Origin of the sequence: Candidatus Njordibacter sp. Uisw_039 (assembly GCF_047730075.1) — a bacterium.
Lineage (GTDB): Bacteria > Pseudomonadota > Gammaproteobacteria > Pseudomonadales > Balneatricaceae > Njordibacter.
This window is the reverse complement of sequence record NZ_CP159831.1, coordinates 1,942,091-1,961,766: the sequence shown is the minus strand read 5'-3', so window position 1 is coordinate 1,961,766 and position 19,676 is coordinate 1,942,091. Positions and strand designations below refer to the sequence as shown.

The following is a 19,676-nucleotide window of genomic DNA, read 5'->3' as shown; positions in this document are numbered from 1 at the left end:
TACACGTAGCTAAACAATGGGATGGGCACTATGTCTGAATATTCTATTTGGATATTTATTTGTTTCTTTACCTATTGGGCGTACTGCTTCTTTTGGGGCTTGAGATCTGCTCGTAGAACACGATCTGCAGAAGATTATTTTCTTGCGAACCGAACTCTTTCTCCATGGGTGTTCGCTATTGCTAGCACTGGTATAGCGTATGGAGGATGGGCTTTTTACGTCTATCCAACACTGGTGTCCCGCGATGGTTTGGCATTTGCCAATACTTCATTTTATGCGGTTGTTGCATGTGTTGGTGGCATGTTCTTGCTCAAACGCCAATGGTTATTGGGGCGCAAATTTGGATATTTTACCAGTGCCGAACTATTGAGTAATTATTTTGGTGGCGATCTAATTCGTTACATAAACGTAATTATTGCTCTGCTTTTTGGCATTCCGTTTGTTGCAATGTTAATGGGTGCATCAGGTTCTCTTGTGAGCCATCTTACGGACGATATGGTTTCACGGACAACTGCAATGTGGTACTTAACTGCAATCGTGCTTCTTTATAGCGTCATGGGAGGCCTGCAAGCGGTAATGAAAGTGGCCGTTGTGCAAACGGTATTGCTATGTATTGGTTTGGTGTTATTAGGATTATTGGCTCTTGATCAAATGGGAGGTTTTGATTTATTAAATCAAGGTTTAGCCAACCTTATTGGTACGGAACACAGCTATTTAGGCACGACTTCGGGTATGGGAGGTGGAAATTACGATGGTTATCTAGCCTTGCCAGGTGTCATTCAATGGACCAGTGGTATAGGTTTTGAAGTACCTATTGGGGGGCCATGGACAGCCATCATGGGACTTACTTTTCTTCTTTCTGTCATAGGCATTCAAGCCTCTCCGGCATTTACTATGCTGGTATTTTCTAGCCATTCTGTGCGTGGTTTTGCACTTCACCAAACGTGGGGAAGTGCATGTTTGATAGGATTTTTACTGTTATTTTTTGGCACCATTATTGGGCTTAGTGGCCACTTATTAGAGGCGACAAAAAACTTACATCATAGCCAAACAATCTCCGAAATAATTTTACTAACGACCGAGCAAATGCCTTGGCTAGCTGGCCTATTAACGGTCTGCTTAGTAGCTGCATTGCAGGCCACAGGGGCAGGCTTTTTATCCACTACAGGTAATATATTAAGCCGAGACATCTATCTGGCAAAACTAAACCCAAAGGCAACAGATAAACAACAAATAAAAGTCGCTCGAATAGCGACCCTAATTGTGTTTTTAGCAGCCATGTTATTGGCATCTTGGTCTATGGAAGCTGTGCTTGTGTTTAGCAGTTTGGCCTTAGCGGCAAGCTTGCAACTATGGCCCGCATTATTAGCCGCAACCTGGTTGCCTCGATGGAATAGACAGGCGGTTATTAGTGGTTTAGTTCTGGGGTTAATTGCAGTCGTCTTGACAGAGCCATTGGGCCAAAAGTTAGCGGTGGGTTCCTTGCCATGGGGTGCTTGGCCATGGACTATTCACTCTGGAGCATGGGGATTATTCTTTAACATTAGTACATGTTTACTTGTTTCATTGCTTAGCAGTGAAGATACCCAAAAAGATCATCGCCAAAAGTTCCACAATTATTTAATCAGTCAAGATGCACCCCTAGGAAACGATCGATGGGAAAAGCCCTTAGCCGGTGTATTTATTATAGCGTGGCTATTTTTTGCGGTGGGTCCAGGCTCTGTGTTGGGTAACTTCGCTTTTGGCGCGCCAGATGCAGGGTTTGAGAATTGGACATTTGGAATGCCTTCATTGTGGGCGTGGCAAGTTATTTGGTGGGCCCTAGGGGTAGGTATGATTTGGTTTTTAGCGAATAAGTTAAGGCTCTCTAGCCACACAGATATGGAGACACCTGATTCACTTGAACTTACATAATTTAGTTAACTCCTGAACTTAATATCAAAATAAAACGCGTGAGGAAAATATGTTAAAAATTACTGGTTATAGCGACAAATACTCTATCTGCCCAGGTGACGACATCAAGTTTTACATTAATTCTGAATATGATGAGGTGTATGACTCTCAAATTGTTCGCCTAATTCATGGCGACACTAATCCAGAAGGTCCGGGTTACAAGGAAGAAGAAATTGGTGCTTTATGTAATAAAAGCTATACAGGCAGAAATCAGCGCATTCATGGAGGATCATACATTGTCGTGCCACAAGATGACCGTTTGAATGTAGAAAGCTTTACTGTACAGTGCTATATATTTCCGACCACCCCAGATAAAGGCCGCCAAGGTATCATAACTAAGTGGGTTGAAACCACTGGCAGTGGTTATGGTTTATTTATTAATGAAGCGGGTTGTCTGGCTGCAGAAATAGGCGATGGCAGTGGCATGGTGACTCGCCTGTCAAGTGACAAAGTCCTTTTGCGTAAGGTCTGGTATTTAGCAGCTTTAAGCTATGATGCACGTACCGGTCGTGTGACCTTGTACCAAGAACCTGTGGTCACCGCAACTAATGGTGGCTTAGGTCAAGCAATATTGAATCCGTCAGAAGATACAACCGCTACGGTTGAGTCTAATAGTAGCGTGCGCCCAGCAATTAACGATGCTCCTTTACTTATGGGAGCAAGTACCCTTATAGAACGCTGTGGACGCAGTATTTTTGGTGCACACTTCAAAGAAGCAACCTCACCAGTTGACTTACCTGAGCAAGCTAACTTATATAATGGCAAAATTGATCGCCCTAGACTATGCAGCAAAGCCTTGTCAAAAGCCGAGATTGAATCCTTGGCGCGGGGTTTCCAAACCTGTGCAGCAGAGCTAAGACACTATGTCGTTGGTGCGTGGGACTTTCATGCTAACATTACCAATAACATTGCTTCCACTTACATAATAGATGTCTCTACCTCGCGTCTGAATGGTCATATTATTAATATGCCTTGTAGAGGCATGACTGGTTTCAACTGGACGGGAGACGAGATTGTTTATCATCATAAGCCTGAAGAATATGGAGCCATTCACTTCCATGATGACGACATTGATGATGCCCGTTGGGATGTTGATTTTACCTACACCGTACCGGATAACCTAAAGAGTGGCATTTATGCAGCTCGTTTGCGGATTGGGGGTGTTGATTCCCCAGAGACAGAGGACTACGTGCCCTTTGTTGTGCGGCCACCCAAAGGCAAGACGACGTCTAAATTGGCATTTATTTTGCCTACTAATAGCTATATGGCTTACTCCAACGATAACTTAGCAACCAACTGTGTGGTGGCCGAACTATTAGCCGGAAAAGTGCCTGTAATGACTGCCTCAGATTTGTATCTAAACGAGCACCGTGAGTATGGTCTCTCCACATATTCACTGCATTCAGATGGCAGTGGTGTAGCCTATTCATCTCGATTACGACCGATTTTGAACATGCGGCCTAAATACCGGCATTGGTTATCGCCTTCATTGTGGCAGCTCAATGGAGACCTTCATTTGGTCGATTGGCTAGAAGAAAAGAACTTTGATTTTGATATTCATACAGATGAAGACTTGCATCGAGAAGGCGTAGGTTTACTCAATAAGTATCAGACTGTGCTGACCGGGAGCCACCCTGAATACACCTCGGAAAAAATGTTCGCAGCCTATGAACAATATCAGCAAGATGGAGGTCGCTGGCTGTACCTCGGTGCCAATGGCTTTTACTGGTGTAGTGAATATCATCCAGATAATAGTAATATTATCGAAGTTCGTAAGGGTGAAGCTGGGACCCGAGCATGGACAGCCAATCCTGGGGAGTATAACAATGCCTTCGATGGAAAGTATGGCGGCATGTGGCGTGCCAGAGGCCGTATCCCAAGTAAATTATGTGGTTTAACCTTTACAGCTTACGGATTTGATGTGTCTTCTTACTATGTTCGTGACAAAGACAGTGAGAGGCCTGAAACAGCCTGGATAATGGATGGGGTTGGCAATGGTGAACGTATAGGTGACTTTGGGCTAGTGGGTGGTGGAGCCGCAGGTCTGGAGTTGGATCGCTATGACCTAGAATTTGGTACGCCCCATGAGGCCTATCTACTAGCTCACTCTGAGGCCCACACTAACTTGATGCTCCAAGTTAATGAAGAAATTCATTTCTCAGTTCGAGGATATCACGGCAGTGGTACTGAGAATCCAATGGTGAGGGCGGACATGATTTATTACAAAACACCCAATAATGGTGCCTTGTTTGCTCCAGGATCATTATCTTGGTGTGGCAGTTTGTCCCACAATAACTATAACAATAATGTTTCAAAAATTACGGAAAATGCGATTCGTGGATTTTTGAAAGATGAAGAGTTGCCTTAGATCAAATAGTAGGAGAAAGCTTATGAATATGTCAGATTCAAACAATATGATTGAACCTCCAGTGGGTAAAGCAATGTTGGGCACCAGTAATATTGAGCCCAATGCACTGGAAAAACAACTAATCAATAGTTTAGATGAAGATAAGGTCGATGACCTGTCCAAGTGTTTATTCACCCTTAACAACCGACGCTACGGACCCATAGCGGGGGCCTATGTTGTTGTCTGCACTGAGGCAGGTGAGCAATGGTGTGTTGGGCAGTTAAATGCAGACCGAGCTAAACCCGTTATTTTGTTTGAGGATAAAGTGTTTTCAAACCCAGAGGATGCTCAAATAGAAGCACAAAATCTAAAATTGCGGCGTGGCGAATCTACGCCTTGCCGCAACCATTAACCAGACTATTAGTACAGCCAGAGGAATTCCTATGTTAAATCAACCAAAGGGTGTTGCCGCCAATGAGTCCTATGAGGGCGCAGATGATCATATGACGCGAACTTATGTTATGCCTTTGTTGTTCGATGACCAAACTCGAAGACGCTTAATTGCTGAGCATAAGGCAAGCCCAGTAGGTAATGCTCCCACGGCGAACAAACAAGCTGTTGAACACAGCCATGATTTGCGCACCGTGCTAGATAAAATGCGTCGACACCCTATGGCGGGTAAATATGTGACCGTATGTGTGCGGATGTTCGCAGAATACAAAATCGGTCGTGTTACGGGTGTGAGAGGGGAGCCAGTAGAAATGTTTGATGGCGTTTTTTCTTCTGAAGAAGCCTGTGAACATGCTATTTTTTTGATGCGTATTAATGATTTGATGCGCAAATATGGTTGACATATCTAAGCCGGAAAATGGGTAACTAAGCTTCTGACCAATAGCTTGTTGGTATGAGTAGTCGCAGGGTTCATGTTATGAAAAGCCATAAACGTAGCTTTTTATTAATGTTGCAAACTCAGGTAATTGGTTTAACGGTCAGTTTAAAGTTAAAAATATACTGCCTAAACTAAGACCTACAAATAGCTCTGTTACGCTTTTTTGGTGGGGGCTTACGCGTATTTAATCACGGGTAGTTTTTTAGATGTGCTTTCAAAATTGACCTAAAAGATTTTACCAGGGTGAAAAGAAGTATTAGGCACAATGGGTAAGAGGTTTAAGAGCCCTTAGGCACCAATGAAATCTACAGCTAACTCAATCGGACCTCACCAATCGATGACGGCATAGAATGACAAAGGTTTCTGCCTCAAAATAATAAAGGGAATCTAGCATTATGCAAATATCACACTTTAAGTCTGCTCATAAAATCATTACCGGTTATGGTGCTGTATCTCAAATAAAGGAGCAGATAACCCATTTAGGCATCAGTCAACCTTTTATTATTACCGATCAGGGCGTCGTTCAATCGGGCACACTTAAGACGGTAACTAAGTTCCTTTCAGATTTTAAATTTGGTATTTACGATAAGGTAAAGCCTGAACCTGAACCTGATGTTGTGCTTGATTGTAAACACCAATTTAGTTCGGGTGATTATGACGGTATTATTGCCGTAGGCGGCGGCAGTGTGATTGATATTGCAAAGTGTGTTGCTGTCTATGATGAAAAACTAGGACCACTTGAAAATTTATTTGGTGAAAATACTATTACTGCTCGATCTATTCCTTTAATAGCCCTACCAACCACTGCGGGTACAGGGTCAGAGGTTACCAACATTGCCATACTGTCTGACACTAGCGCTCAAGTAAAAAAGGGCATTGTGAGTGACTTTTTACTTCCAGACATTGCCATAATTGCCCCCGAAATGACCATTTACTGCCCACCCTCTGTCACGGCTGCCAGTGGTGTAGATGCATTAGTGCATGCGATAGAAGCCTATTTATCTAATTTTTCCAGTCCTATTACAGATGCCTTAGCCATAAAAGCTATGGAGCTAATTTCTCTGGCTTTACCTAAGGCCTACTGTAAACCAGATAACATGCAAGCGCGCGAGGATATGTCCACTGGCAGTTTATTGGCGGGTATGGCCTTTGGTAATGCCGGCGTTGGCGCCGTTCATGCGCTTGCTTACCCTCTTGGAGGGCGCTTCCATATTTCCCATGGCGTGAGTAATGCGCTATTGCTACCCCATGTAATGGAGTACAACAAAGTAGCTTGCCTCGAAAAATTTACCCCTATTGCGAAGGCTTTTGGCTTGCCTATAGAGCAAAAGTCTCATCAATATTCAGCAGACTGTGTCATTGAATTTCTGCACCAGTTATGCCATGACGTTAATATACCCAGATCATTGCAAAAGCTCGACATTCCTCAGGACGCAATTCCAGAACTCGCCCGCGAAGCTATAAAAGTAGAACGTTTGTTGCGCAATAATCCGCGCAAGTTAACATTAGTAGAGATTGAATCTATCTACCAAGCGGCTTATTAAAGGACCTTTTAAAACAGTTAAAAAGTCCCTTTAACAGGTGTCAATGCTCTGCTTGGGTTAAGCCTGAGCAGGTCTGCAAGTTAATGTTGTCACGCTTAATAATGTGGCAAATAAGGTTAATAAGGAGAGTATATTTTGAGCGTAAAGTTGTATGCAATGACGTGTGGTTGGTTATCTTCGGACTTGGACATGATGCTTGCAGGTAAGGTAGGAAAAATTCATTTTCCTGTACCCGCCTACTTAATTGACCATCCTCGAGGACTTGTCTTGTTCGATACTGGTTTGCACCCACAGTGCCAGCATGATGTGCGAGGACGCATTGGATTTTTGGCCGATTTTTTTCAAGTACATTTTCGAACGGGTGAGGATATACGCTCTCGATTGGAAGCGCTGGATGTGGATGCTGATAAAATAAGATATGTGGTCAACTCTCATCTGCACTTTGATCATACAGGTGGCAATGTAATGGTACCCAACGCCAAAATAATTATTCAAAAACGAGAGTGGGAAGCGGGCCATACGCCAGAGTTTATTAAAGAGAACGGCTATATTCTGAAGGATTACGACCATGGTCACCTCATTCAAAAAGTTAATGGCGAGCACGACTTGTTTGGAGATGGGAGAATCGTAACCATTCCAACCTTTGGCCATACTCCTGGGCATCAGTCGTTAAAAGTTCGGCTGGATTCGGGTGATGTTGTGCTATCAGCTGATGCTTGTTATCTGAAAGAAACTCTGACCAATCTGCACTTGCCTCGCTTAGTACATAATCGTGGTGAAATGCTCAATTCCATTTTGTTGTTACGAAAACTGCAAAGAGCGGGTGCAAAAATAATATATGGCCACGATCCAGCATTTTGGGCCACATTACCCCAAGCACCTGAGTGCGTTGTATAGTTTTATTAGACATAAAGGCATTGCTTGGTCTATCAGGGTTGGATTAGTCCCTTAAATACTCTAAAAGGATAGGTTTACTGCAGATCAAGCTGTGCATAAAAAAGCTGACTTGACGCCACCTATTGTCTATCTTATCCCCACCTTTCACTAAACATACCCTAAAGGGAGTGCTGTGCTATCAAGTACTTTGCGCATCACAAAAGCTGATTTGACACCACTGACGCCTTTAATTTTAGTGATTTTTCCTAATAAAATGTCGTGGTATCGATCCATGTCGGGCACCACAACTTTGAGTTGATAATCAGCTTCGTGACCCGTAATCAAATAACACTCCATCACTTCAGGAAGCTGCGCTACGGCTTGCTCAAATTCTGCAAACCGTTCAGGGATGTGTTTGTCCATGACGATGTGCAGTAGGGCAGTTAGATTGAGGTTAACCGCTCGGTCATTAACTCGCACAACTCGATCACGAATAACACCACTTTCTTCCAAGTGCTTAACGCGCCGAGAGCATGGGGCGGCCGTGAGGCCAACGTGTTCAGCTAACTCTTGATTGGACAGGCTGCCATCATCTTGCAGGTGGCGTAATATATTGAGGTCGTAACGGTCTAAGGTAGTCATTGTATTTACTTCAGTCGTTTATTAGCAATTAAATTGCGATATATTCTAATTATAATATTAATTATTGCTAAATTTGTCAATATTACGCTAAATTAAATGTGATATTGCGCTAACTTAGCGATAAACTAATTAAAATAAGTTAATTTGAGTGTCGCTATGTTTGATCACACCTTTAACCACCTTAAATACCAGCCATTTCAGGTCACACCATTACCTGATCGGACATGGCCTAGTAAATCCCTTACCAAAGCACCTATGTGGTGTAGTGTGGATTTACGCGATGGTAATCAGGCTTTGGTTAACCCCATGAACGGACAACAAAAACTGAGAATGTTTGAATTGTTGGTAAAACTTGGATTTAAACAAATAGAGGTGGGTTTTCCATCGGCGTCAGCCCCAGATTTTGATTTTGTACGGATGTTGATCGAGCAAGAAAGGGTGCCAAATGATGTGACACTGCAAGTGCTTACTCCAGCTCGAGAAGAATTGATCAAAAAAACTTATGAGGCACTAGATGGCGTTAAGCAAGCCATAGTGCACGTTTACAATTCCACCTCTAAAGTGCAGCGCGAGCAAGTGTTTGGATTGCCAGAAGAGGGTATTAAAGCCATCGCAGTGCAAGGTGCTAAATGGGTGCAGCAGTACGCTAATAACTACCCACAGACGCAATGGAGTTTTGAATACTCACCAGAAAGCTTTACTGGTACTGAAATGGACTATGCGGTGGAGGTTTGTGATGCCGTGATTGAGCAATGGCTGCCTAACAATGGCCGCGAGCTAATTATTAATTTACCCTCCACAGTAGAGCTGTCCACGCCTAATTTATTTGCTGATCAAGTGGAGTATTTCTGCCGCCATTTGCAGCATCGTCAACAGGTAACAATTAGTCTTCATACCCACAATGACCGAGGGTGTGCTGTTGCTGCAGCTGAGTTAGGACTATTGGCGGGTGCAGACCGTGTTGAAGGTACGCTTATGGGCAATGGTGAACGTACAGGTAATATGGACGTAATTACCATGGCCATGAACTTGTACTCGCAGGGCATTGATCCAACATTGGATATAAGCAATGTATTGGAAATTATTGAAGTGGTTGAGAGCTGTACCGAAATTGCTGTATCTCCACGCCATCCTTGGGCTGGTGAGCTGGTATACACCGCATTTTCTGGCAGCCATCAAGATGCTATTCGTAAGTCTGTGGCGTTTCATAAACAACACAAGAAATCTCACTGGGATGTGGCATATTTGCCTATAGATCCGCGGGACATTGGTCGCGAGTATGAAGCTGTAGTGCGCATTAATAGTCAAAGTGGTAAGGGTGGTGTGGCTTTAGTGCTAGAGCGAGATTACGGTATTGAATTACCAAAGTGGATGCATCCTGCCGTAAGCGGTGTGGTACAAAAAGCAACGGAGGCATCTGGATTGGAAGTGTCTTCGGAGCAAATTAAAACCTTGTACCAAAATAATTTTGTAGAGGTGGCTGCACCATGGCAGTTACATGATTATGGCATACAGGCCCATGGGCAAGAAATTCGGGCAAGTTTTAAGGTGGGGCAAACCTTATTGTCTGGCCAAGGTGCAGGTGCCATAGAAGCATTAAGTGATGCGTTAAGTGTGCATTATGGGTGTGGCTTAGAAGTGACTCAATTTGATCAGCATGCATTAACCAGTGGCACCAATGCGCAAGCATTGGCGTGTATGGAAGTGCAGGTAAATGGTGTTGTGTTGCATGGTGTAGCTCAGGCGGAAGATACCACCGCTGTTGCATTGCAAGCGATGCTTACAGCTTTTAGCCACAGCGAGGCTGCAGAGCTAGGAGCTATTCGTTCCAAATCCTATGCTTAAGTTTGCCTAGAGGTTGATTAATCTTTATATTTTTTGGCCTTTTTGGCTTTGGCTTTGTCGGCCTTAGCCTTGGCTGCTTTTGATACCTTTGGCTTTTTGGCCTTGGCCTTTTTCAATAGGCTGGGCTCTTCCTTCTTGGGAGAGAATCCTGGGAATACTTGGCGGCTAATGCTGTTGCCAATATAGCGTTCAATACGGCCTAAGTTAGGCCATTCCATGGCGTCTACAATAGACCAAACACTGCCTTCTGCGCCATCACGGCCCGTTCGACCCGCACGGTGAACATAACTGTCGGCTTTCTCTGGCATGTGCACGTTAATAACGTGGCTTAGGCCAGGTAGATCTACTCCACGAGCCATAACGTCGGTAGCCACCATTACTTTGGTACGGCCACGGCGCATATCCTTAATTTGCTGGTTGCGATCACTTTGGCGTAGGTCGCCGTGTAACCCTGTGCACTGAATACCCAGAGTACGAATGATTTTAAGCCACGTGTCCACCTGTTTGCGACTGTTTACAAAAACAATGGCTTGCTTTACTTCGGGTAGTCGGAGCAAGGCTTTAAGTAGGTGTTCTTTGTGTTGTTCGTTATCTGCCTGGTAGACACATTGAGTGATTTTTTTAGCCACGTGGCGTGGTGCTTCTACGGCCACTTGCACGGCGTTCTCTGAAAGAAGGTCATGGGCAAAGGCTTGTACCTTGTCGCCTTCTAAGGTGGCAGAGAACATCGACGTTTGACGTTCAGTTGGTAACATGTCTGCAATTTGGTGGATAGCTTGAATAAAACCTAAATCTAACATGCGATCCGCTTCGTCTATCACTAAAACAGTCACTAGAGATAAATCTAGCGCCATGTGTTCTTCAATTTCTAACAAGCGGCCTGGGGTAGCGACAAGCAAGTCAATGGTTTCAGCCACCATGGCTTTTTGCATGCCAAATGGTACGCCACCGACGATGAGGCAGCTCTTTAAATGGTTATGGGCTACTAGCTGCTCAATTTGATCGTAGGTCTGGCGGGCAAGCTCACGGGTAGGACTAAGAATAAGCACCTTTGGGGTGCCGGCTTCTTGCCTTGGTATGTCTAAAATATGTTGCAAGGCAGGCAACACGAAAGCGAGAGTTTTACCTGTGCCAGTAGGAGCAGAGGCCAACACGTCAGTGCCTTCCAGCAGAGGAGGAATGGCTTGTGTTTGAATAGCCGTGGGCTGGGTAAATTCATGCTCCGCAAGGGCATGAAGTAGTTCTTGATCCAGCTGTAAATCAACAAAAGACACGGTGGCATAACTCAATAAATAATCGAGGCCGTAGGATACCGTATTTTGCCAACAATAGATTCAGCAATATGTGCTCGTTATTGAGCATCTGCTACCCTTTCAGAGCGATGGTCTTGCGATAGGTGTTATAAATTGTTTAATAGATTCAGCGACATGTCCTCATTATTGAGTAAATGTTAACCTTACCGAGTAATGGTCTTGTGATAGGTGCTTTACAGGTACTATAGTGTCGCCATGGTGTCGTTTTCAGATATGCGGTAATTTCCAGCACTGTGATACTAGCTCGGTTAAAAATAATGGTATCCTAGCGCGTGTTATAACAGCGTATTTGTGAGGCAGGTTTCCTCATAGGACCTTGAACTTAAGTCAAAACAGAGAACAACATGTCTGCTGATTCTAACAAAGACAATGTGGTGCGTTTGCACCCAGGCGCTGGCCGCAATAAATCTCGTATCCACCTTCGTGGGCGTCAAGTTAATCTAGATACGTTAGCCCAATTACGTGAGTTGATCGGTGATCAACCCATTAAGCGTGACATGCTAATTGAATACTTGCACTTAATTCAAGATAACTACGGTTACCTGTCCGCAGCACACCTCGCCGCTTTAGCCCATGAGATGAATATCCCAATGGCTGAAGTGTATGAGTGTGCCACTTTTTATGCACATTTTGATATTGTTAAAGAAGGTGAATTGCCACCTGCAGCAGTTACCGTGCGCGTATGCGATAGCTTAAGCTGTCAGCTTGCAGGTGCGCAGCAACTTAAATCTGCCTTGGAAGCTGGTACAGATCCTTCACAAGTACGCATTCTTAGTGCCCCGTGTATGGGCCGTTGTGACACTGCTCCTGTCGCAGAAGTTGGTCACCATCATGTAGACCACGCCGATGCTGCTAAAATTGTAGCCACCATAAAAGCAGAACACTTTCACCCAGACATCCCAGACTATATTGCCTATGATGCGTATGTAGCAGATGGTGGTTACGCTTTGTTGAAAAAGTGCCTAGCTGGCGATTACAGCTGGGAAGACATTCAAAAAGTATTGGCTGATGCTAACCTTAAAGGGTTAGGTGGTGCAGGTTTCCCAACTCATATGAAGTGGAAGTTTGTACGCCAAGAGCCTAAGCCACGTTACCTTGCCATTAACGGTGACGAAGGCGAACCTGGTACATTTAAAGACCGGTTGTATTTAGAGACTGACCCCCACCGCTTTATTGAAGGTGCGTTGATCAGTGCTTGGGCTGTAGAGGCTGAAGCTGCATACATCTACATGCGTGATGAATACCCAGCCGCCCTCAAAATTTTGCAGGTAGAAATTGCCAAAGTAGAAGCTGCAGGCCTAGCGCCTGCTGGTGGCATTCACTTACGGCGTGGTGCTGGTGCTTACATTTGTGGTGAAGAATCGGCCATGATCGAATCTATAGAAGGCAAGCCGGGCCTGCCTCGTCATCGCCCTCCTTTTGTGGCTCAGGTGGGTTTGTTTAATCGCCCTACATTGGTTAATAACATTGAAACAGTGTTCTGGATCCGCACATTAATGGACAAGGGAGCGGAATGGTTCTCTAGTCAAGGCCGTAATGGCTCACAAGGATTGCGTAGCTACTCGGTTTCAGGCCGTGTTAAAAACCCAGGTGTTAAATTAGCACCAGCGGGCATTACTATGCAGGAATTAATGGATGAGTACTGTGGCGGTATGATTGATGGTCATGCCTTCAAAGGTTACCTTCCAGGTGGCGCGTCAGGCGGTATATTGCCAGCAGGTATGGCAGACATTCCATTAGATTTCGGTACTCTTCAGCCGTACGGTTGTTTTATAGGTTCTGCTGCCGTAGTGGTATTATCTGATCATGACAACATGCGTGATGTGGTAGTGAACTTGCTTAAGTTCTTTGAAGACGAAAGCTGTGGTCAATGCACACCTTGTCGCGTAGGCACAGAAAAAATGGTGAAGTTGCTGCAGCGCCCTGATTGGGACCAAGCCTTAATGGCTGAGCTGGGCCAAGCCATGTGCGATGCTTCAATTTGTGGTTTAGGCCAAGCAGCCTCTAACCCGATCACCACCGTATTTAAATATTTTGACGCTGATTTGATTGCTACGGATCTGTCTGCCAGTGCTAAAAAAGTACCAAGTGTGGGAGACATAATATGAGTCAAGATATCATCAATTTCACCCTCGATGGTGAGAAAGTAACGGCTAAAGCGGGCGAGAGCATTTGGCAAGTTGCTAAGCGTATGGGCGAAACTATTCCTCACCTATGTTACAAGCCAGAGCCTGGCTACCGTGCAGACGGCAACTGCCGCGTCTGTATGGTAGAAATTGAAGGCGAGCGTGTATTGGCGCCTTCTTGCTTGCGCTCACCTACTGAAGGCATGGTCGTTTCCAGTGCTACATCAGACCGTGCTCAAGTTTCTCGTAAAATGGTGTTGGAGTTATTAGCCACCGACCAGCCAGAACGCGAAGAGTCACCAGACAAGAGCTCACATTTTTGGGTTATGGCCGATTTGTTGGCCGTAGACGCTACTGAAGCTCGTTTTGACGAAACTATAAAGCCTTGTGCAGACAATAGCAGTAAGGCGATGCGTGTTAACCTACAATCTTGTATTAACTGTAATTTGTGTGTTGTTGCTTGCCGCGAAGTTCAAGTGAACGACGTGATTGGCATGGCTAACCGAGGTTCAGATTCTAAGGTTGTATTCGACTTTGACGACCCTATGGGCGATTCTACCTGCGTTAATTGTGGAGAATGTGTTCAGGCTTGTCCTACGGGTGCCTTGATGCCTGCTTCTGTAACTAGCGAAGAAGGCAAGGGCGACAGTGCAGACTACGACCGAAAAGTAGACAGCGTATGCCAGTATTGTGGTGTAGGTTGCCAGCTAACGTACCATGTTAAAGATGAACGTATTGTTTACGTTGATGGCCGCGACGGCCCAGCGAACCAAAGCCGCTTGTGTGTTAAGGGCCGTTTTGGTTCTGACTATATTCACCATGGCGACCGTTTAACTAAGCCATTGATTCGCCTTGAAGGCGCACGCAAAGGCATTCATAACGACTTTGATCCAGCTAAGCCTTTAACTCACTTTCGAGAGGCGAGTTGGGATGAAGCATTGGATTTTGCAGCTAATGGCTTGAGCAAAATCCGTGATAGCCAAGGCAAAAAAGCCCTTGCAGGTTTTGGAAGTGCCAAAGGTTCTAACGAAGAAGCTTACTTGTTCCAAAAGCTGGTGCGTACAGGTTTTGGTAGTAACAACGTAGACCACTGTACTCGTTTATGCCATGCCTCATCGGTAATGGCATTGTTGGAAGGTCTGGGTTCTGGTGCAGTATCTGCATCCTTCATGCAGGCCAAAAACGCTGACGTTGTTGTGATTACTGGCGCTAATCCCTCTAGTAACCACCCCGTTGCTGCAACCTTCTTTAAGCAAGCTGCAAAGAATGGTACCAAGATTATCGTTCTAGATCCGCGTGGTCTGGCAATGAAGACATACGCCAGTCACATGATTCAGTTTAAGCCAGGTAGCGATGTCAGCTTCTGGAATGCCATCATGAATGTCATCGTTACAGAAGAGCTATACAACCAAAAGTACATCGATTCTATGACCACTGGTTTCGAGATGGTGAAAGAACACGTTAAGCACTATACCCCTGAGGCCATGTCACCAATTTGTGGCGTAGATGCAGAGCTAATTCGCGAAGTTGCACGTTTATATGCCACTGCTAACAACTCCATGATCTTCTGGGGTATGGGTGTATCACAACACATTCACGGTACTGACAACTGCCGCGCTATGATTTCTGTGGCGTTGATGACAGGTCAAATTGGTCGTGAAGGTACTGGCTTACACCCACTGCGTGGTCAGAACAACGTACAAGGTGCATCGGATGCAGGTCTTATCCCGATGATGTACCCAGACTACAAGCCCGTTGACTCGGGTAACGTTAAAGCCATGTTTGAAGACCTATGGGGCACTGAACTTTCTGATGAGCCAGGCCTTACTGTGGTAGAAACCATGAATGCTGTTCATGATGGTTCAGTAACAGGTATGTATGTGGAAGGTGAAAACCCAGCCATGTCTGATCCAGACTTACACCACGCCCGTGCGGCCTTGGCTAAGCTTGAGCATTTAGTTGTGCAAGACTTGTATGTGACAGAAACAGCGATGTATGCCGATGTTGTTCTGCCTGCTTCAGCATGGCCAGAGAAAGATGGCACAGCGTCTAACACCAACCGTACTGTGCAGATGGGTCGCCAAGCAGTGAATCCACCTGGAGATGCACGTCAGGATTGGTGGATTATCCAAGAATTGGCTAACCGTATGGGCTTAAAGTGGACTTACACCCATCCAAAAGATGTGTTTGCAGAAATGAAGCAAGCCATGCCAAGTTTGAATAACTTGACTTGGGAGCGCCTAGAAAGCGAACACTCAGTAACATACCCTTGCCCTGCTGAGGATCATCCGGGCAGTGACATCGTGTTTATCGATAGCTTCCCTATTGAAGGTGGTCGCGGTAAATTTGTTGCTGCAGACATCGTAGAGCCTGATGAACGTCCAGATGATGAGTACCCAGTCATCCTTACTACTGGCCGTCAGCTAGAACATTGGCACACTGGCTCCATGACCCGTCGTGCATCTGTTTTGGATGCTCTTGAGCCAGAAGCTGTAGCTACTTTGAGCCGTGAAGAATTAACCAAAATTGGTGCCAAGGCTGGCGATATGATCCGTGTCTCTACTCGTCGTGGTAGCATAGATATAATGGCTCGTGAAGACGCTGATGTACCAGCTGGCGTGATCTTTATTCCATTCTGCTACGTAGAAGCTTCTGCCAATATGCTCACTAACGCAGCGCTTGATCCAGTGGGTAAGATCCCTGAATTTAAGTTCTGTGCTTCGCGTATTGAGCGCGTTGGCTAAGTTGCTTTAAGCCTGTCAGATCTTAGGTCTTATGGGTTTTAACAATGCCAAAAAGGTCAGCTTATGCTGGCCTTTTTTATGCATTCATGCACAATACACCATTAGCTAATTATCTTAGTCTTCAATATGCCAATTTGGGTTGACGCCGACGCCTGCCCAGGCGTCATTAAAGAGATCTTATTTCGTGCTGCAGAGCGCACGCAAACTGTTACGACCTTGGTAGCCAACCAATATATTGTCACGCCACCTTCTAAAGTCATCAGTATGGTGCAGGTGGGTTCTGGTTTTGATGTGGCTGATAACGAAATTGTTAAACGTGTGGTTGCCGGTGATCTGGTGATTACCTCAGACATTCCTTTAGCTGCAGAAGTAGTAGAGAAGGGCGCTCAAGCCCTTAGCCCTCGTGGCGAATCTTATACCAAAGAAACCATACGTCAGCGCTTAAATATGCGTGATTTTATGGAGACACTGCGTAACAGTGGCGTGCAAACGGGTGGACCTGCGGCCATGAATCATGCAGATCGACAGACCTTTGCTAATCAACTAGATCGGTGGATCTCAAAGCAGACTAAAACTCAAGCTCCGGAGACCGTTTTATGAAGATTGCAGACCTTTCAGGTTATCTCATTTATCCCAATCCAGATGATACTAGCCTCACTAGCCATGTGACTGGTCGTGACCACACAGGTACGGAGGTTGAGGTAGACGTGGTTACTGAACGAGGCCTTACGGTTTATCTCAACAAGCAAGAAATTGTGACTTTGATGACTTTGGGTGATCATCCAGAATATTTGGCTTTAGGCTTTTTGCTCAATCAAAACATGTTGCGCGCTGACGACGTAGTCACTGGCATTGATTATGATGAAGATCTAGAAGTAGCGATTGTTCGCACCCAGCGGGAAACCAACTACGAAGACAAGTTAAAGAAGAAGGTCCGTACGTCTGGCTGTGCCCAAGGCACTGTGTTTGGCGATATTATGGAGAAGTTTGATACCATTAAACTTGCCGAAGAAGCGCGTCTTCATACCAGCTGGTTGTATCAATTATCCCGCCAAATCAACACCACGCCCAGCATTTATCAAAAGGCGGGAGCCATCCATGGCTGTGTCTTATGTCACCAAGCACAGCCATTGGTTTATATGGAAGATGTAGGTCGCCACAATGCCATCGATAAGATAGCTGGCTACATGTTTAAGCATAACATTAGCCCCGAAGATAAGTGTTTTTACACCACTGGTCGCCTTACGTCTGAGATGGTGATTAAAACTGTTCAAATGCGTATTCCTATACTTGTTTCCCGTTCTGGCTTTACCGCTTGGGGTGTAGATTTAGCCCGTAAGGCAGGGTTAACCCTTATAGGCAGAGCTAAAGGCCGAAAATTTGTTGCCTTGGCAGGTTATGAACGATTAATTTACGATGTGGATGCCAGCCAAATAGAAGATGAACCGCCACATAAGTCAAAAGGTGCAGGTCGCAAAAAGGAAGGACGCACAAATGCAGATTAAACCTGGTCAAGTTGTTGGTGTCATTCTGGCAGGTGGACTAGCACGGCGTATGGGCGGTGGTGATAAGTCTATGCTCAAATTAGGCGGCCGGCGAATCTTGGATTATGTGATTGAATCCGCTCAAAACCAGTTACAAACAGTCATTATTAATGCCAATGGTGATCCACAACGTTTTGCTGAATTTAACTTACCTGTACAGGCCGATATAGTGCCAGATTTTGCTGGCCCTTTAGCCGGTGTGGTGTCTGCTATGGCTTGGGTTAAACAAAACCAGCCTAGTATCACGCACATTATTACTGTAGCCGCGGATACACCATTTTTCCCAGCTGATTACGTCACACGAATGCTAGAATTGATGCAACTAAAAGGTCGGCGTCTCGCTTGTGCTAGCTACCAAGGTCGCACTCAACCAGTGTTTGGCTTGTGGCCGGTAGACTTGTTTGATGATCTTTACAAAGCTTTGGTGGAAGATGATATACGTAAAGTAGATCGTTTTACTGCGCCTTACGGTGTTGCAGATGTGGCGTTTGATGAATTAACTCACAATCCATTTTTCAACGTCAATAAACCAGAAGATATTGCCATAGGTGAGCAACAACTGGCCCAACAAAGGTAATGTAGATGGCGGTATTTTTATTGATGGTGAAACTGCAGGTCGTATTGGTGATTCTATCGTGGTGACACAAAATGGCTGTGAATACCTCACGCAATACCCACGTCGGTTGCTTGTGACCAAGAGCTAATGGCCGATACCAATCTTATAGTTGCAGTAGCTCAAGTTGATGCTAGTAGAGAGGCAGGGGATGCGCGTATTCAATGGCTAGACGAACAGTTACAGCTTGCAAAAGCACAAGCTGTGGAGCTGTTGGTTTTGCCAGAACTCTTTGTCAGTGGTTATAACGCGGGGTCGTTAATAGAGAAGTTGGCAGAAACTACTGATGGCGTAACTGCAAAAGCCATAACGATGTTGGCAAAAAAGTATCACATTGCCATTCACTATGGTTTTGCCGAGCGTGATGGAGTAAAGCTATACAATGCAGCTCAATGTATAGGCCCAAAAGGTAACGTGCTGGGTCAATATCGGAAGCGGTTATTGCCCCCTGGTTTTGAAGCCACATACTTTACTAAGGGCAATGGCATTGGCTTGTTTAGGTGGCGTGGTTTCAACATTGGCATGCTAATTTGTTATGACGCAGAATTCCCAGAGCTTTCACGCCAGCTAGCTTTAGCCGGTGCAGATATCATTCTGGTGCCTACAGCGCTGGGTAGTCAGTGGGGTTGGGTAGCACAACAAATGATGCCTACACGGGGTTATGAGAACGGTGTTTATTTTGTATACGCAAACTATTGTGGCGAAGAGAATGGCATGGCTTTTTTGGGTGAGAGTTTTATTGGTTGTCCCATAGGACGACAGCAGCAAGACGAGCAAGACTTAGCTCGTGCAGGTTCTGATGAAGCGTTAATTGTTGCTACAATCAAGCTTGAACGCGTCAAATTAGCTCAAGCCCGCTTGCCATACCTGACGGATTGTAGGCATGTTATACAAGCTAGAGGTTTGATTTGATTTTAAAAACAACAGGCCTTTTTGTCTTAACTGCACTAGCCGAAATTGTGGGTTGCTTCCTACCCTATCTTTGGTTGCGCAAGGACGGACCTAGCTGGCTATTAATTCCTGCTGTGGTCAGTTTGGGCTTATTTGTTTGGCTGTTAACTCTGCACCCAGCTGCAAGTGGCAGAGTGTATGCCGCCTATGGTGGTGTTTATGTGGCAACGGCACTGGTTTGGCTAAGAGTTGTTGATGATATAAAGCCAACCGCCTTGGATTGGCTGGGAGCAGGTGTGGTGCTGCTAGGAATGTCTATTATTGTATTTGGTTGGCGCAACGGATAAAT

General features: G+C 45.2%; 17 protein-coding genes. 15 read left to right on the top strand and 2 right to left on the bottom strand.

The window, feature by feature from the left end; all coding sequences use genetic code 11:
* The first annotated feature begins 30 nt into the window (after positions 1 to 30).
* From ABXT70_RS09255 to ABXT70_RS09230, 6 genes are all read left to right on the top strand, one after another.
* Entirely contained in the window at positions 31 to 1,914 is a 1,884-nt protein-coding gene (locus tag ABXT70_RS09255; protein WP_443640204.1) for a sodium:solute symporter family protein, read from the top strand.
* Between the two features lie 49 nt (positions 1,915 to 1,963).
* Positions 1,964 to 4,321 (top strand): N,N-dimethylformamidase beta subunit family domain-containing protein, encoded by a 2,358-nt coding sequence (locus tag ABXT70_RS09250; RefSeq protein WP_443640203.1) that lies wholly within the window; start codon positions 1,964 to 1,966, stop codon positions 4,319 to 4,321.
* Positions 4,322 to 4,343: 22 nt separating this feature from the next.
* Positions 4,344 to 4,712, top strand: a complete 369-nt coding sequence (locus ABXT70_RS09245) for a hypothetical protein (RefSeq protein WP_443640202.1) — start codon at positions 4,344 to 4,346, stop codon at positions 4,710 to 4,712.
* A 31-nt stretch (positions 4,713 to 4,743) separates the two neighbouring features.
* Positions 4,744 to 5,151, top strand: coding sequence for a hypothetical protein (locus ABXT70_RS09240; RefSeq protein ID WP_443640201.1), 408 nt, complete (start codon positions 4,744 to 4,746; stop codon positions 5,149 to 5,151).
* 433 nt (positions 5,152 to 5,584) lie between these two features.
* A complete protein-coding gene (locus ABXT70_RS09235) occupies positions 5,585 to 6,733 on the top strand; it encodes an iron-containing alcohol dehydrogenase (protein ID WP_443640200.1) in 1,149 nt (382 codons plus the stop codon).
* Positions 6,734 to 6,868: 135 nt separating this feature from the next.
* Complete coding sequence (locus ABXT70_RS09230; RefSeq protein ID WP_443640199.1) at positions 6,869 to 7,630, top strand: N-acyl homoserine lactonase family protein; 762 nt, start codon at positions 6,869 to 6,871, stop codon at positions 7,628 to 7,630.
* Between the two features lie 147 nt (positions 7,631 to 7,777).
* Here the strand turns inward: ABXT70_RS09230 and ABXT70_RS09225 are convergent, their stop codons facing one another.
* A complete protein-coding gene (locus ABXT70_RS09225) occupies positions 7,778 to 8,251 on the bottom strand; it encodes an Lrp/AsnC family transcriptional regulator (RefSeq protein ID WP_443640198.1) in 474 nt (157 codons plus the stop codon).
* Positions 8,252 to 8,407: 156 nt separating this feature from the next.
* Here ABXT70_RS09225 and ABXT70_RS09220 point away from each other — a divergent pair, with 156 nt between their 5' ends.
* A complete protein-coding gene (locus ABXT70_RS09220) occupies positions 8,408 to 10,096 on the top strand; it encodes a 2-isopropylmalate synthase (protein ID WP_443640197.1) in 1,689 nt (562 codons plus the stop codon).
* A gap of 17 nt (positions 10,097 to 10,113) precedes the next feature.
* On the opposite strand, the gene ABXT70_RS09215 is transcribed toward ABXT70_RS09220, so the two are convergent.
* Positions 10,114 to 11,385, bottom strand: a complete 1,272-nt coding sequence (locus ABXT70_RS09215) for a DEAD/DEAH box helicase (RefSeq protein ID WP_443640196.1) — start codon at positions 11,383 to 11,385, stop codon at positions 10,114 to 10,116.
* Between the two features lie 368 nt (positions 11,386 to 11,753).
* Here ABXT70_RS09215 and ABXT70_RS09210 point away from each other — a divergent pair, with 368 nt between their 5' ends.
* From ABXT70_RS09210 to ABXT70_RS09175, 8 genes are all read left to right on the top strand, one after another.
* The gene (locus ABXT70_RS09210; protein ID WP_443640195.1) at positions 11,754 to 13,517 is read left to right on the top strand and encodes an NAD(P)H-dependent oxidoreductase subunit E; all 1,764 of its coding nucleotides are present in this window, start codon (positions 11,754 to 11,756) and stop codon (positions 13,515 to 13,517) included.
* Entirely contained in the window at positions 13,514 to 16,279 is a 2,766-nt protein-coding gene (fdhF, locus tag ABXT70_RS09205; RefSeq protein WP_443640194.1) for a formate dehydrogenase subunit alpha, read from the top strand. Before ABXT70_RS09210 ends, fdhF begins: the two co-directional genes overlap by 4 nt.
* Before the next feature lie 126 nt (positions 16,280 to 16,405).
* Positions 16,406 to 16,879: a YaiI/YqxD family protein gene (locus tag ABXT70_RS09200; protein WP_443640193.1), complete on the top strand. Its 474-nt coding sequence runs from the start codon at positions 16,406 to 16,408 to the stop codon at positions 16,877 to 16,879.
* On the top strand, positions 16,876 to 17,784 hold the full coding sequence (locus ABXT70_RS09195) for a formate dehydrogenase accessory sulfurtransferase FdhD (protein WP_443640192.1): 909 nt from the start codon (positions 16,876 to 16,878) through the stop codon (positions 17,782 to 17,784). The genes ABXT70_RS09200 and ABXT70_RS09195 overlap by 4 nt, the downstream gene beginning before the upstream one ends.
* Complete coding sequence (mobA, locus tag ABXT70_RS09190; RefSeq protein ID WP_443640191.1) at positions 17,774 to 18,400, top strand: molybdenum cofactor guanylyltransferase MobA; 627 nt, start codon at positions 17,774 to 17,776, stop codon at positions 18,398 to 18,400. The genes ABXT70_RS09195 and mobA overlap by 11 nt, the downstream gene beginning before the upstream one ends.
* Positions 18,372 to 18,527 (top strand): hypothetical protein, encoded by a 156-nt coding sequence (locus ABXT70_RS09185; RefSeq protein ID WP_443640190.1) that lies wholly within the window; start codon positions 18,372 to 18,374, stop codon positions 18,525 to 18,527. Before mobA ends, ABXT70_RS09185 begins: the two co-directional genes overlap by 29 nt.
* Positions 18,527 to 19,348 (top strand): carbon-nitrogen hydrolase family protein, encoded by an 822-nt coding sequence (locus ABXT70_RS09180; protein WP_443640189.1) that lies wholly within the window; start codon positions 18,527 to 18,529, stop codon positions 19,346 to 19,348. Before ABXT70_RS09185 ends, ABXT70_RS09180 begins: the two co-directional genes overlap by 1 nt.
* Complete coding sequence (locus ABXT70_RS09175) at positions 19,348 to 19,674, top strand: YnfA family protein (RefSeq protein ID WP_443642500.1); 327 nt, start codon at positions 19,348 to 19,350, stop codon at positions 19,672 to 19,674. Before ABXT70_RS09180 ends, ABXT70_RS09175 begins: the two co-directional genes overlap by 1 nt.
* Positions 19,675 to 19,676: the final 2 nt, after the last annotated feature.